This window comes from Alkaliphilus crotonatoxidans, from assembly GCF_054658015.1.
In genome coordinates, this window is record NZ_BAAHXS010000004.1 from 1304898 (window position 1) to 1319335 (window position 14438).

The following is a 14438-nucleotide window of genomic DNA, read 5'->3' on the forward strand; positions in this document are numbered from 1 at the left end:
ACCGGATGAAATTTGTTATGATTATTTCGTAATAAAAAATAAAACTGCATAGATAGCTCGTATAATGTCGATAATATGGTTCGACAGTCTCTACAGAATAACCGTAAATTATTCTACTATGGGTGAAAGTGTACCTAGGGTTCCAGACCTCATTGCTGCTAGTGGTTTGGTCCGAGCGGTACAGGCATTTTTAAATGCTACACCGAGGGGATAAAAGCCCGGACGGATAGGTTTCACTTATATAAAGGGTGCCTATCCATCCGGGCTTTATTTTATAAATTTAAACAAAGGAGGATGTTTTGTGGCTCAGGAAAAATCACTTTCAGGCTTAGATTCATATTTTAAGCTATCAGAAAACAAAACAGATGTAAAAACAGAAATTATTGCAGGTATTACAACATTTATTACTATGGCCTACATTTTATTTGTTCATCCAGAGATGCTGGCTTTGACAGGAATGGATTTTAATGCGGTATTTATGGCCACCTGTATTTCAGCTGCAATTGGTACATTAGTTATGGGGCTCTATGCCAATTTACCCTTTGCCCAGGCACCAGGAATGGGATTAAACGCCTTTTTCACCTTCGGTGTGGTAATAGGTATGGGCTATAGCTGGGAGCAAGCCCTAGCAGCAATTTTTATTTCAGGAATCTTATTTATTATTTTAACAGTAACCGGAGCCAGAGAGGCGATTGTAGAAGCAATTCCTAATTCCTTAAAGCATGCCATTGGCGGCGGTATCGGATTGTTTATTGCACTAATCGGATTTAAAAATGCAGGTATTGTTGTTTCCAGCGAAGCCACCCTTGTGGAACTGGCCCGTTTTCAAGAGCCAGCAGTAATTCTGGCAGTAATCGGATTAATTCTTACTGGTATTTTAATGGCCAAGGGTGTTAAGGGGGCAATGCTGATCGGAATCATTGTCACAACCATTATTGGAATCCCCATGGGTGTAACTAATACCCAGCTATCCAAGTTTTCCTTAGATATTACCCCAACCCTCTTTAAAATGGATTTTCCAGGCCTGTTAAAAATAGGTGAAGCTGGAGTTGTAGGGGCCCTAGCCAGTGTTGCGACAGTGGTAATTTCCTTCAGCCTTGTCGATATGTTTGACACCATTGGTACCCTCATTGGAACAGGTCAAAAAGCGGGTATGCTTGATGAAAAGGGTAAGCTTCCCAATATGGATAAGGCCCTCTTGGCCGATGCCATTGCAACAACTGCCGGAGCTATGCTGGGTACTTCAACCGTCACTACCTTTGTAGAATCTGCAGCCGGTGTTTCAGAAGGGGGAAAAACAGGCCTTACATCTGTTACCACAGGAATCTTGTTTATTTTAGCCATCTTTGCAGCACCCTTGGCCCTGGTGGTGCCCAGTGCCGCCACAGCGCCTGCCTTGATTATTGTAGGGGTATTGATGATGGGAGCTGTTACCAAAATAAACTTTGATGATTTTACAGAGGCCATGCCTGCCTTCTTTACCATTGCCATGATGCCCTTTACCTACAGTATAGCCAACGGTATTGCCTTCGGAATCATTTTCTATTGCCTGACTAAAACCTTTACAGGCAAACTAAAAGAAGTGCATCCAACCCTGTTTATTCTGTCAATTCTCTTTGTGCTAAGATTCACCATATTACCCCATTAATCATTACAAACTTCATAAAGCAGCTAAGATTTTCTTAGCTGCTTTTCTTAACCTGAGTTTATTGAAAATTGAAGCAATGGGAGGAAAACAGCTAGATGAATTGTAATGATCAACCAAAAACCATAGGAATCATTGGGGGAGGCCAGCTGGGAAAAATGTTAATCCTTGAGGGAAAAAAGATGGGAATAACATTTGTTGTATTGGACCCCGATGGGGATTGCCCTGGGGCCTCCCTTGCTGATCAATTTATACAGGCAGACTATTATGATGCAGAAGGACTTAAGCGGCTGGCTGAAAATAGTGATATTATTACTTACGAATTCGAGCACATAGACGGTGAAATGCTGGAAAAGCTGGCAGAAGAAGGACACATCATCCTACCCAAGCCCGGTACCCTAATCCTTATACAGGACAAATTAAAGCAAAAGAATTTTTTAAAAGGCCATGGTATTCCGGTAGGGGCCTTTCAGGAGATTAATGCTGTAGAGGATTTAAAGGAGATTGTCGGAAAATGGGGCCTTCCGCTGCTACTAAAAAAGCGAAGAGGCGGCTATGACGGAAGGGGAAACCTTCTGCTCCATAGGGAAATCTCCATTGAAACAGCCTATCAATTGATGGGAGCTGGCCGGGATTCCCTTATGGCAGAGAAATATGTTCCCTTTGTCAAAGAGATTTCAGCCATTGCAGCCAGGGGATGGGACGGAGAAATCAAGGTGTTTCCCCTGGCAGAAAATATTCATAAAGACAATATATTACATGAAACCCTGGTACCGGCTGAAATTTCCCCCTGCACCCAGGAGCAGGCCCAAAAAATTGCCAGGGAGGTCATGAAGCATTTTGATGGGGCTGGGCTCTTTTGTATAGAGATGTTTGTGCTGGCCGATGGAAAAATTTTGGTTAATGAAATTGCGCCCCGAACCCATAATTCAGGGCACTTTACCATTGAGGCCTGTCGAACCTCCCAATTTCAGCAGCAGCTTCGGGCCCTATTGGCCCTGCCCCTGGGTGATACGAAGCTGATTAGTCCCTGCGTCATGTTAAACCTGCTGGGGGCCCAAAAATATCATGGGCAGGGTAGCATAATTGGCCTTAAAGAAGCCCTCAGGCTTCCAGGGGTGTATCTGCATTATTACGGCAAAAAAGAAACAAGACCCCAAAGAAAGATGGGCCATATCAATATTTTGGCCGATACCCTGGAAGAAGCTAGATCCCTTGCAGAAGGGTTAAAATCAACGGTTAAGATAACAGGAGCCATTAAGGAGGAATAGTATGAAGCCAGTGGTTGGAATTATTATGGGAAGTGATTCAGATTTACCGGTTATGAAGGAAGCCTGTGGGCTGCTGGAAGCCCTTGAAGTACCCTTTGAATGCCGAATCATTTCGGCCCATAGAACACCGGAGGCCCTCTATCGATATGCCCGGGAAGCAGATCAAAGGGGAATCAAGGTCATTATTGCCGGGGCCGGAGGGGCCGCCCACCTGCCTGGTATGACCGCCTCACTAACCCCCCTGCCGGTGATCGGTGTCCCCGTCAAGGGCAGACAGCTTGATGGATTAGATTCTCTCTATTCTATCGTCCAAATGCCCCCGGGCATACCGGTGGCTACAGTGGCCATTAATGGAGCAAAAAATGCAGGAATTCTGGCAGCTCAAATATTAGCTGTCGAGGATTTTGAATTAAAGAAAAGACTCATTGCCTATCGGAAGGGGCTTCGGGAAATGGTAGAAGACAAGGCTGACAAATTAACCAGCCAGGGCTATCAACAATACCTGGAGCACATGACAAGGGCTTAATGAAGGATAAATAGGGGAGGTTTATCATGATGGAACTGGAAAAACAAGAAATGCTCTATGAAGGTAAGGCTAAAAAGGTCTTTAAAACCAATTATCCTGACCAATTGATTGTTTCCTATAAGGATGATGCCACTGCCTTTAATGGTGAAAAAAAGGGCACCATCGTCGATAAGGGCAGAGTAAACAATCAGATGTCGGCTATTCTATTCAAGGAACTCACAGCGGCAGGTATTGAAAATCATTTTATTGCCCTGTTAAACCAGCGGGAAATGGCTGTAAGGGCAGTGGAAATCGTCCCTCTGGAGGTAATTGTTCGTAATATTACCGCCGGCTCCATGGCCAAGCGTCTAGGCCTTAAGGAAGGTGAAAAGCTGACAAAACCAGTGCTGGAGCTTTGTTATAAAAATGATGACCTGGGTGATCCCCTAATTAACGACGACCATGCCCTGGCCCTGGGACTGGCCACAGGGGAGGAAATTGCAGAAATAAGGGAAAAGGCCTTAAAAATAAATGATTTTCTGGGGCATTTTTTCCGCTCTAGGGGGTTGATTCTGGTGGACTTCAAATTAGAATTTGGTCGCTATCAGAATCGGATTATCCTGGCAGATGAAATTTCTCCCGACACCTGCAGGCTATGGGATTCCCATACCAGTGAAAAGCTGGACAAGGATCGTTTCAGAAGGGATTTAGGGGCCGTAGAGGAGGCCTACCAAGAGGTATTGCGTCGACTAAATCAGTAGGAGGAATGGAGAATGAAGGCAAAGGTGTACGTTACATTGAAAAAAAGCATTGCTGACCCCCAGGGCACAGCCATTCAAGGGGCCCTTAGCAAGATGGGCTATGGTAATGTGGAAGAGGTCAGAATCGGTAAGCTGATTGAATTAAACCTGAAGGGCCTTTCAAAGGAAGAGGCCCAGATACAGGTGAGGGAAATGTGTGAAAAACTGTTGGCTAACACGGTAATAGAAGCTTATCAAATTGAGCTGGAATAAGGTTGCTGGCAGCTTTATAATGCATAAATTTTAACAATCCGTGCAGGAGGTAGGAGGCTAAAAGATGAGATTTGGTATAATTGTTTTTCCAGGTTCCAACTGTGATATAGATTGTTACCGGGCCCTAAAGGATGTCTTTGGCCAGGAGGTGGAATATATCTGGCACGATACAGCAGAATTGGGTCATTATGATTGCTTGATATTGCCGGGAGGCTTTTCCTATGGCGACTATTTAAGGTGCGGTGCTGTCGCGGGCTTCTCGAAGGTAATGGATGCTGTTCGGCTTCATGCCCAGCAGGGAAAGCTGCTGGTGGGGATTTGCAACGGATTTCAAATATTAACGGAAATGGGTCTTTTGCCGGGGGCCTTGGTTAGAAATCAAAATCTAAAGTTTATATGCGATACAGTTACCCTAAAGGTAGAAAACAATCAAACCCGCTTTACCAATGGCTATAGGGCCCACCAACTAATTCAAATTCCCATTGCCCATGGAGAAGGCAACTATGTGGCAGAGGAGGAAGTGCTTCAACAACTGGCGGCCAACAATCAAATTGTGTTTACCTATGCTGAAAATCCAAATGGTTCCATGAAGAATATTGCAGGAATTTGTAATCGGCAAGGCAATGTACTGGGAATGATGCCCCACCCCGAAAGGGCCTGTGAAGCCCTTCTGGGAAACGAAGACGGAAAGGGATTTTTTCAGTCCATTCTGAACTATTTAGAAGGAGGCTATAAAAATGAGTAAACCCTATGAATTAGTGGGCTTAACCCAGGAAGAATATCAAAAAATCATCAATTTCCTAGGGCGTACCCCCAATGAATTAGAGCTGAATATGTATGGTGTAATGTGGTCGGAGCATTGCAGCTATAAGCATTCAAGGGCCTTATTCAAGCATTTTCCCACCAGTGGCCCCAGGGTTTTACAGGGGCCCGGTGAAAATGCAGGAATTGTAGATATAGGTGACAATTTAGCCATTGCCATGAAAATTGAAAGCCATAACCACCCCTCTGCCATTGAGCCCTATCAGGGGGCGGCCACAGGGGTAGGGGGAATTATTCGAGATATATTTGCCATGGGGGCAAGGCCTATTGCCCTTTTGAATTCACTGCGGTTTGGAGACATTGAAAATAATCGGCGAGTGCAGTACCTATTAGACGGAGTGGTGGCGGGAATCGCAGGCTATGGTAACTGCATCGGTATTCCCACCGTCGGAGGGGAAGTGTATTTTAACCATTCCTATAATGGTAATCCCCTGGTCAATGCCATGTGTGTGGGAATCATCCAGCATGATCAAATTCATCGGGGCAATGCCTCCGGGGTAGGCAACTCCGTAATGTATGTCGGGGCTGCCACCGGCCGTGACGGCATGGGGGGAGCCAGCTTTGCCTCTGTAGAGCTGACAGAGGAATCAGAGGAAAAGAAATCTGCCGTTCAGGTGGGGGACCCCTTTATGGAGAAGCTACTGATGGAAGCCTGCCTTGAGCTGCTGAAAACTGATTATATTGTAGGCATTCAGGATTTAGGAGCAGCCGGCTTAGCCTCAGCCTGCTGCGAAACCGCCACCCGGGGGGAAGGCGGAATGGAAATTGATGTACTGAAGGTGCCCCGCCGGGAACGGGGAATGTTGCCCGTTGAGGTGATGATTTCTGAATCCCAGGAGAGGATGCTGTTGATCGTTAAGAAGGGAAAAGAGCCTGAGGTTCAAAAGATTGTGGAGAAATGGGGCCTGCATGGTGTAATCATCGGGAAGGTAACCGATAACAACCGGCTTATTATTAAAGAGGGAGATCAGGTGGTAGGAGACATGCCGGCGGCCAGCCTGGATTCCTCGGGGGCTCCCAAATATGAGCAGGATTATGAGGTACCGGCCTATTTCTATGAAAAGCAGCATATTAACTTATCTACGATAACAGAACCCCATGACTATAATCCTGTACTGCTAAAGCTTTTAACCTCCCCCAACCTGGCCAGCAGAGAGTGGATTTATCGGCAATATGACCACATGGTCAGAACCAATACCGTGGTGAAACCCGGTTCCGATGCAGCCGTGTTAAGAATCCCTGATACCAACAGGGGAATTGCCCTCACCACTGATTGTAACAGCCGTTACTGCTATTTGAATCCAAGGGAAGGCAGTAAAATTGCTGTGGCAGAGGCTGCCAGAAACATTGTTGCCAGCGGAGGCAGACCCCTTGCCATTACCGATGGCTTAAACTTTGGTAATCCCGAGAGGCCAGATCGGTACTGGCAGTTTCGAGAAGGGGTCATGGGAATTAGTGAAGCCTGCCGGGAGCTGGATACCCCTGTTATCAGCGGAAATGTCAGCTTCTATAACGAAACAGAGCAGGAGGCCATATACCCAACCCCCATTATCGGGATGGTTGGCGTCATTGAAGATGTAAGAAAGGCTTGTACAGCTGCATTCAAGGAAGCGGGGGACCTGGTGCTGATGCTGGGGGAAACCAGGGCTGAAATCGGTGGAAGTGAATATTTAGCTCAGATCCATGGAATTGAAGGGGGGCGGATACCCCATTTAAATCTGGCCCTGGAAAAAAGGGTTCAGAATCTTTTGTTAGAAGCCATTGAGGCAGGGGTGGTGACCTCGGCCCATGATATAAGTGATGGAGGGCTGGCGGTGGCCCTGGCAGAAGCTACTATGGACCATGGGCTGGGGGCAGAAATCAATATTGTCACAGTCCTTAGAAGAGATGAAGCGCTGTTTTCCGAAAGTCAGTCTCGATTTGTCATAACCATCAAGACCCAAGACCTGAAGAAACTGGAGGAGAAGCTAAGGGATCATCAAATTCCTTATCAGCTGCTGGGCAGCGTTAAAGGTGAGCATTTAAAAATTACCATTAATCATGAAGAAGTGGTGAATTTGCCGGTTAAAGAAATGGAGCAGGCTTGGAGAGGGGCTTTGCAATGTATCATGGAAACCAATTAGACAAATTAAAAGAGGAATGTGGCGTGGTGGGAATCTATCACAGTCGTAAGGATAACATCTCTAAAATGATCTATTATGGATTGTATGCCCTGCAGCACCGGGGGCAGGAAAGTGCGGGAATCGCCACCAATGACGGCCTCAGAACCCATTATCATAAGGCCATGGGTCTGGTGCCGGAGGTCTTTAACGATGACAGCTTTAATCGGCTGCCCGGGCATATAGGCATTGGCCATGTTCGCTATTCCACAACGGGGGAAAGCTACGTGGAAAATGCCCAGCCCCTGGTGGTACGTTATCGAGGCGGCAGTATTGCCCTGGCCCACAATGGTAATTTGGTCAATGCCTCCCTATTAAGAAGACGACTGGAGGACGACGGTGTGGTTTTCCAAACCTCCATTGACAGTGAGGTTTTGGTGAATCTGATTGCCCGTTACAGCAACGAAGGGATTCAATATGCCATTGAACGAACCATGGAGCTGGTGAAGGGTGCCTATGCCCTGGTGGTAATGACCGAGGAGGGGCTAGTCGGGGTTCGAGACCCATTGGGCCTGAGGCCCCTCTGTATTGGCAGACTGGAGGCTGGCTATGTATTGGCCTCTGAAAGCTGTGCCCTGGATATCCTCGGGGCAGAATTTATTCGAGATGTGGCCCCGGGGGAAATTGTGACAATTAACGAAAAGGGTATGACCATCAAACAGCTTCAGACAGAAAGAAGGGCCTCTTGTATTTTTGAATATATCTATTTTGCCAGACCCGACAGCATAGTAGATGGGGTCAGCGTATATCAGGCCAGAAAAAATGCAGGAAGGGTATTGGCTAAGGAGCATCCGGCAGAGGTCGATGTGGTGGTGGCGGTACCTGACACCTCGATTCCTTCGGCGGTTGGCTATGCTGAGGCGGCAGGAATTGACTATGGTGAGGGCTTGATCAAAAATCGGTATGTGGGGAGAACCTTTATCCAGCCAGAGCAATCCCTCAGGGAAATGGCCGTTAGATTAAAACTGAATCCCCTAAAGCAAAATGTGGTCGGAAAACGAATTGTCATGATTGACGATTCCATTGTACGGGGTACCACCAGTAAACAGATTGTCAGCAGTCTAAGACGGGCCGGTGCCAAGGAGGTTCACGTTCGGGTCAGCTCGCCGCCGGTGGCCTATGGCTGCTATTTCGGTATTGATACCCCTGATCGAAACCAACTGATAGGCGCCATTAAAACAGTAGAGCAAATAAGAAGAGCCATAGGGGCCGACAGCCTGGGCTTTATCAGCCTGCCAGGCTTAATTCAGGCTACTGGTCTTCCGGCAGCCCATTTTTGTACGGCATGCTTTAACGGTGATTATCCCCTGGAGGTACCAGCGGGAAAGCCAAGGCAGGTATTTGAAAGGTTAGAAGGGAGCGGGCACTAATGGATGGATTAACCTATCGAGATGCGGGCGTAGATGTAGAAGAGGGACAAAGGGCAGTGGAATTAATGAAGCAGCATGTAAAGGCCACCTTCAATAAAAGCGTATTGACGGGGTTAGGGGGCTTTGGGGGCCTCTTTAAGCCCGATTTAACCGGCCTAAGGTCACCGGTCTTGGTGGCTGGAACCGATGGCGTGGGCACTAAGCTAAAGCTGGCCTTTATGACGGGTCGCCACGATACCATTGGTCAGGATTGTGTAGCCATGTGTGTTAATGATATTCTCTGCCAAGGGGCCAAGCCGTTGTTTTTTCTTGATTATATCGCATCTGGAAGGCTTCAGGCAGAAAGGGCAGCAGAAATTGTTGGGGGAATTGCCCGGGGGTGCCAACTGGCAGGTTGTGCTTTAATTGGGGGAGAAACGGCAGAAATGCCTGGCTTTTATCCCGAAGGGGAATACGATGTGGCGGGCTTTGCCCTGGGAATTGTAGACGAAGCTAAAATCATAACAGGGGCCGACATAGAAGCGGGGGATGTCATCATTGGTATTGCCTCCAGCGGGCTCCATAGTAACGGCTACTCCCTTGTCAGAAAGCTTTTCTTCCAGGAGCTGAGCATGACTATTGAAGATCAGCCGCCTGGCTTTTCAAAAAGCCTTGGGGAAGTATTGCTGACGCCCACGAAAATCTATGTAAAACCAGTATTGGAATTGATTAAGGAAATAAACGTAAAGGGCCTTGTCCATATCACCGGGGGAGGCTTTTATGAGAATGTACCAAGGATTTTACCCGGCAATGTAACGGCTGCCATTCAACTGGGTACCTGGGAAATTCCACAGATATTTCAATTGATTCAGGAAAAGGGAAAGATAGATGAAGGGGAAATGTACAAAACCTTTAATATGGGAATCGGCATGATGGCAGTTGTAAGGCAGCAGGATGCAGAAGGGGCCCTGGAAATCATCAGAGGCCAGGGGGAGGCAGCAGAAATTATTGGTCAAATCGTTGAAGGGGATGGACAGGTGATGCTATGCCGGGAATAAGAATTGCGGTACTGATATCGGGGGGCGGCAGTAACCTTCAGGCCTTGCTTGACCATATTAAGGCGGGGAAAATTAATGGACAGGTAAGTCTGGTTATTTCCAGCAACAGCCAGGCCTATGGCCTTGAGCGGGCCAGGGCGGCGGGAATCGAAACTGCTGTAATTGATCGAAAAAGTTATCCCGGGCCATCTCAAAGGGAAGGGGCCCTATTAAAGCAATTGAGGGAAAAATCAATCGATTTGGTGGTTTTGGCGGGCTATCTTGAAATCCTATCGAAGGGGGTTATTGAGGCCTTTCAAAATAAAATCATAAATATTCATCCCTCCCTTTTGCCAAGCTTTTCGGGTAAGGGCTATTATGGTATACGGGTTCATCAGGCGGCCATAGAACGGGGGGTGAAGGTTTCGGGGGCAACGGTGCATTTCGTCAACGAAGAAACCGACGGCGGCCCAATCATTCTACAGCAAACCGTAGCAGTCGACTTTCAGGATGATGCCGTGCTACTTCAGAAAAAGGTGCTGGCGGTTGAGCATGAAATTTTACCCAGGGCCGTACAGCTGTTTGCCCAGGGGAAATTACAGATAGAACAAAATAAAGTTTTGATTAAAGAAAAGAGGGTGAAGTGATGATTAGACGAGCATTACTTAGTGTATCAGATAAGCGGGGAATGGTGGAGCTGGCTAAAGCCCTGGAGGAAATGGGAGTATCACTTTTATCCACCGGTGGAACAGCCAAACTGCTGAGGGAAGCGGGGGTATCGGTGATGGATGTGTCGGAGGCAACTGGCTTTCCTGAGTGCCTGGATGGCAGGGTAAAGACTCTGCATCCAGCCATCCATGGAGGGATTTTGGCTATCCGGGATAATGAAGCCCATATGGAAACCCTTAAGAAAATGGATATTGAACCCATTGATCTAATCGTGGTCAATCTATATCCCTTTAAGGAAACCATATTAAAGCCCGGTGTAACCCAGGAGGAGGCCATCGAAAATATTGATATTGGAGGCCCCGCCATGCTCCGGTCGGCGGCTAAAAATTACCAGGATGTAACGGTGGTGGTGAATCCTGAGGATTACGGCAAGGTATTGGCAGAGCTGGGAGAAATGGGCCATACCACCTTAGAAACCCGTTATGAGCTGGCCAAAAAGGTCTTTCAGCATACCGCCCATTACGACACCATGATCGCAAGCTATTTGAGCAGAAATGATGTTGAGTTTCCAGAAACCCTGACCCTAACCTATGAAAGGGTGCAGAATCTGCGTTATGGTGAGAATCCTCACCAGCAGGGGGCCTTTTATCAGGATGTACTGCGAAGGCCCGGTACCCTGGCCGATGCCAGGCAGCTCCAGGGAAAGGAGCTGTCCTTTAATAACATTAACGATGTCAATGGGGCCCTACAGCTTTTAAAGGAATTCAGCGAGCCCACTGTGGTGGCTGTAAAGCATACAAACCCTTGTGGTGTAGCGTCAGGAGACACCATATATGAGGCCTATCAAAGGACCTATGAAGCCGATTCCCTGTCCATTTTCGGGGGAATCATTGCTGTTAATCGGGAAATCGACAAACAAACGGCCGAGGCCATGAAAATGGTATTTTTAGAGGTAATTATTGCCCCCAGCTTTACAGCCGAAGCCCTGGCGGTATTTCAAGAAAAGAAAAACCTACGGCTGCTGCAATTAGACAATATTGATCAGATCAATGGGAGAGATTACGACCTGAAACGGGTGGCCGGTGGGCTGTTAATACAAAATTCGGACGCCTCCCTAATGGCAGGCTGTGAAACGGTGACAGACCGTTCTCCCTCGGCCCAGGAGCTAAATGATTTGGAATTTGCCTTTAAGGTTGTCAAGCATATTAAATCCAATGCCATCGTCATTGTAAAAAATCAGCAGACCCTGGCCATTGGTCCGGGGCAAACAAGCCGAATTTGGGCCCTTGAAAATGCCCTCCGGCAGTCTCAGCATTCCCTAGAGGGCAGCGTTTTAGCCTCAGATGCCTTTTTTCCCTTTAGGGATTGTGTCGATGCCGCAGTTAAGGCTGGCATTAGGGCTATCATTCAACCTGGGGGCTCTGTTAAAGACCAGCAGTCCATAGAGGCCTGTAACGAGGCAGGGATCGCCATGGTCTTTACGGGCATGAGACATTTTAAGCACTAAACGGTGAAAAAACCTCAGTTTGATTGACATTATGTTATAAAATGGAAGCGAGGCGGGTGATAGGATGAAAATACTGGTGATTGGTGGCGGGGGCAGGGAGCATGCCCTGGTCTGGAAGCTCAAGCAAAGCCCTCTGATAACGGATATTTACTGTGCCCCAGGGAATCCTGGCATAGCCAGGCTTGCAAAATGTGTCAATATTAATCCCGAGGAAATTATGTCTCTGGTCGAATTTTCCCGGGAAATAGGAATCGATATGACGATTGTCGGACCGGAGCTTCCCCTGGTGTCGGGAATTGTTGACTCCTTTAGGTCGGCCGGGTTAAATATTATCGGTCCAACTGCCCATGGGGCCCGTCTGGAGGGCAGCAAGGCCTTTTCAAAGGAATTTATGGAGCGTTATAAAATTCCCACTGCCAAATATAAAAAGGTAAGCAGCCTTCAAGGGGGACTGGAAGCCCTAAAGGATTTTTCTCTGCCGGTGGTGGTGAAGGCCGATGGACTGGCGGCAGGAAAAGGAGTAATCATTTGCCAGAGTCAGGAAGAAGCCCAAGGGGCCTTAGAAGATATATTGACAAGGAAGATTTTTGGTCAGGCTGGACAGCAGGTGGTTTTAGAGGAGTTTTTAGAGGGAACCGAAACCTCAATTCTTTGCTTTGTGGACGGAAAAACTATTGTCCCTATGGTCAGCAGCCAAGACCATAAACGAATTTATGATGGAGACCAGGGGCCCAATACTGGGGGCATGGGCACCTATTCTCCTAGTTACAGCTATACGCAAGAGGTGGCTAAGCAGGTGGAAAAGGCCATACTGATACCCACCCTGAAGGGAATCCAGGCAGAAAGGATGGACTTCAGGGGAATTCTCTTTGTGGGCTTGATGTTAACCACAAAGGGGCCAAAGGTACTGGAATATAATGTACGCTTTGGCGACCCCGAAACCCAGGTGGTTATTCCCAGGCTTAAAACAGATCTGGTGGTAATCTTTCAGCATATGCTTCAGGATCGTTTGAATGAGCTGCCTATTCAGTGGCATGAGACAGCGGCGGTTTGTGTCGTCTTAGCCTCCGGTGGGTATCCCAAGGAATACCAGAAGGGGCTTCCTATTGAAATGGTCGAGGATGAAGAGGATCTTGTGGTTTTTCATGCTGGAACACAGCTAAAGGATGGGTGCCTGGTAACCAATGGGGGCCGAGTGCTGGGAATCACCGCATTAGGAGAAACCATTGAGACGGCCAGAAAAAAGGCCTATGGGGCAGTGGAAAAAATCAAATTTAATGGCAAAATCTATCGAAAAGATATCGCATTAAAATAGTTCAAAGGCCGGGGGATCCCCGGCCTTGATTAATGAAATCTTGACAAATGAGCGTAAATTGTATACAATAATAATGAAAATGACATTCATTATCAATACTTTAAATATATATTAAATTAGAAAGGAGGAATTCAATGGCAAATATGAAGGGCCCAAGATTTAAGCAATGCAGAAGATTGGGGGTAAATGTATACGGTCACCCCAAGGCCATGAATCGGGCCACCAAGGGAAGCAGCAGGGCAGATGGCAAGCTTTCCACCTATGGGCGGCAGCTATTGGAAAAGCAAAAATTAAAGGCCTATTACGGCGTTTTGGAAAGGCAGTTTAGACGATATGTCGAAGGGGCTAAAAAAAGTCAGGAAATGACTGGAGATGCCCTGTTAAAGCTACTGGAATGTCGATTAGATAACCTGGTTTATCGATTGGGCTTTGCAAAATCCATCAGACAAGCCAGACAAATGGTTAGTCATGGCCATATTATCGTTAACGGAAATAAGGTAGACCGCCCGTCCTTTGAAGTAAAGGCAGGGGATGAAATCGCCCTGGCTGAAAAATCAAAGCATGTAGAGCTGTTTGCTGAAAATTTTCAAGAGGCTGGCTTTGTGAGTCTGCCCTACCTTGAAAAGAAACACCAAAAAAAGGCTGGAATCCTTATTAAAATACCCGAAAAGCATGAGATACCAATAGAAATACAAGAGAATTTGGTAGTGGAATTCTACGCTACCCGATAAGGCCTCCTGTTAGGGTAAAGTAGAAAAAAAGATATCGATATTTTCAATTTTAAAATAACCTTTAATGGGTTGACTTTAAAATATTTTTAAAACTGATGAAACAGGTTTATTATTGATTAAGTAAAGCAAGGAAATTGAGATTTTTCTTTTACTGAAGCATTATCATATTTTAAATTTGAACAAAATTTAATTATTTTTGGATAAACCTTGATTTAATGGGAAAATATCGATGTTGATTATAATTTTAGACAATAAAAATAGGATGGATATAAGAAATAGAACAAAGCATTTTCAATAACTTGAAAGTGCTTTTCTTTTTTCATCTAAAAAAACTAGATTTTTATACAAATTTGTAAAAAAATACAAATATTTATGGTATAATTGTAATCAAATAAGAAAAATTTCAGTTAATTTT

13 protein-coding genes and 1 riboswitch are annotated in these 14438 nt (G+C 46.3%); all 13 genes read left to right on the top strand.

Features of this window, described 5'->3' with window-relative positions; translation table 11 throughout:
* The first annotated feature begins 37 nt into the window (after positions 1 to 37).
* A riboswitch (purine riboswitch) is annotated at positions 38 to 139 on the top strand.
* 162 nt (positions 140 to 301) lie between these two features.
* The 13 genes from ACYQ1I_RS08695 (at position 302) to rpsD (ending at position 14023) form a co-directional block, all read left to right on the top strand.
* Positions 302 to 1648 (top strand): NCS2 family permease, encoded by a 1347-nt coding sequence (locus ACYQ1I_RS08695; protein WP_459764363.1) that lies wholly within the window; start codon positions 302 to 304, stop codon positions 1646 to 1648.
* Positions 1649 to 1743: 95 nt separating this feature from the next.
* Positions 1744 to 2916 (top strand): 5-(carboxyamino)imidazole ribonucleotide synthase, encoded by a 1173-nt coding sequence (locus tag ACYQ1I_RS08700; RefSeq protein WP_459764365.1) that lies wholly within the window; start codon positions 1744 to 1746, stop codon positions 2914 to 2916.
* Position 2917: 1 nt separating this feature from the next.
* A complete protein-coding gene (gene purE, locus ACYQ1I_RS08705; RefSeq protein WP_459764367.1) occupies positions 2918 to 3442 on the top strand; it encodes a 5-(carboxyamino)imidazole ribonucleotide mutase in 525 nt (174 codons plus the stop codon).
* Between the two features lie 29 nt (positions 3443 to 3471).
* The gene (gene purC / locus ACYQ1I_RS08710) at positions 3472 to 4182 is read left to right on the top strand and encodes a phosphoribosylaminoimidazolesuccinocarboxamide synthase (RefSeq protein WP_459764369.1); all 711 of its coding nucleotides are present in this window, start codon (positions 3472 to 3474) and stop codon (positions 4180 to 4182) included.
* A 12-nt stretch (positions 4183 to 4194) separates the two neighbouring features.
* Complete coding sequence (purS, locus tag ACYQ1I_RS08715) at positions 4195 to 4434, top strand: phosphoribosylformylglycinamidine synthase subunit PurS (RefSeq protein ID WP_459764371.1); 240 nt, start codon at positions 4195 to 4197, stop codon at positions 4432 to 4434.
* Positions 4435 to 4498: 64 nt separating this feature from the next.
* Complete coding sequence (gene purQ, locus ACYQ1I_RS08720) at positions 4499 to 5179, top strand: phosphoribosylformylglycinamidine synthase subunit PurQ (RefSeq protein ID WP_459764373.1); 681 nt, start codon at positions 4499 to 4501, stop codon at positions 5177 to 5179.
* Positions 5172 to 7379 carry a phosphoribosylformylglycinamidine synthase subunit PurL gene (purL, locus tag ACYQ1I_RS08725; RefSeq protein ID WP_459764375.1) on the top strand — a complete coding sequence of 736 codons (2208 nt, stop codon included), beginning with the start codon at positions 5172 to 5174 and terminating at the stop codon, positions 7377 to 7379. Before purQ ends, purL begins: the two co-directional genes overlap by 8 nt.
* Positions 7358 to 8785 (top strand): amidophosphoribosyltransferase, encoded by a 1428-nt coding sequence (gene purF / locus ACYQ1I_RS08730; protein WP_459764377.1) that lies wholly within the window; start codon positions 7358 to 7360, stop codon positions 8783 to 8785. Before purL ends, purF begins: the two co-directional genes overlap by 22 nt.
* Positions 8785 to 9822, top strand: coding sequence for a phosphoribosylformylglycinamidine cyclo-ligase (purM, locus tag ACYQ1I_RS08735; protein ID WP_459764379.1), 1038 nt, complete (start codon positions 8785 to 8787; stop codon positions 9820 to 9822). The genes purF and purM overlap by 1 nt, the downstream gene beginning before the upstream one ends.
* Positions 9810 to 10448 carry a phosphoribosylglycinamide formyltransferase gene (gene purN / locus ACYQ1I_RS08740; protein ID WP_459764381.1) on the top strand — a complete coding sequence of 213 codons (639 nt, stop codon included), beginning with the start codon at positions 9810 to 9812 and terminating at the stop codon, positions 10446 to 10448. The genes purM and purN overlap by 13 nt, the downstream gene beginning before the upstream one ends.
* Complete coding sequence (gene purH, locus ACYQ1I_RS08745; RefSeq protein WP_459764383.1) at positions 10448 to 11977, top strand: bifunctional phosphoribosylaminoimidazolecarboxamide formyltransferase/IMP cyclohydrolase; 1530 nt, start codon at positions 10448 to 10450, stop codon at positions 11975 to 11977. Before purN ends, purH begins: the two co-directional genes overlap by 1 nt.
* 64 nt (positions 11978 to 12041) lie before the next feature.
* Positions 12042 to 13292: a phosphoribosylamine--glycine ligase gene (gene purD, locus ACYQ1I_RS08750; protein WP_459764385.1), complete on the top strand. Its 1251-nt coding sequence runs from the start codon at positions 12042 to 12044 to the stop codon at positions 13290 to 13292.
* Between the two features lie 134 nt (positions 13293 to 13426).
* A complete protein-coding gene (gene rpsD, locus ACYQ1I_RS08755) occupies positions 13427 to 14023 on the top strand; it encodes a 30S ribosomal protein S4 (protein WP_459764387.1) in 597 nt (198 codons plus the stop codon).
* The last annotated feature ends 415 nt before the right edge of the window (positions 14024 to 14438 follow it).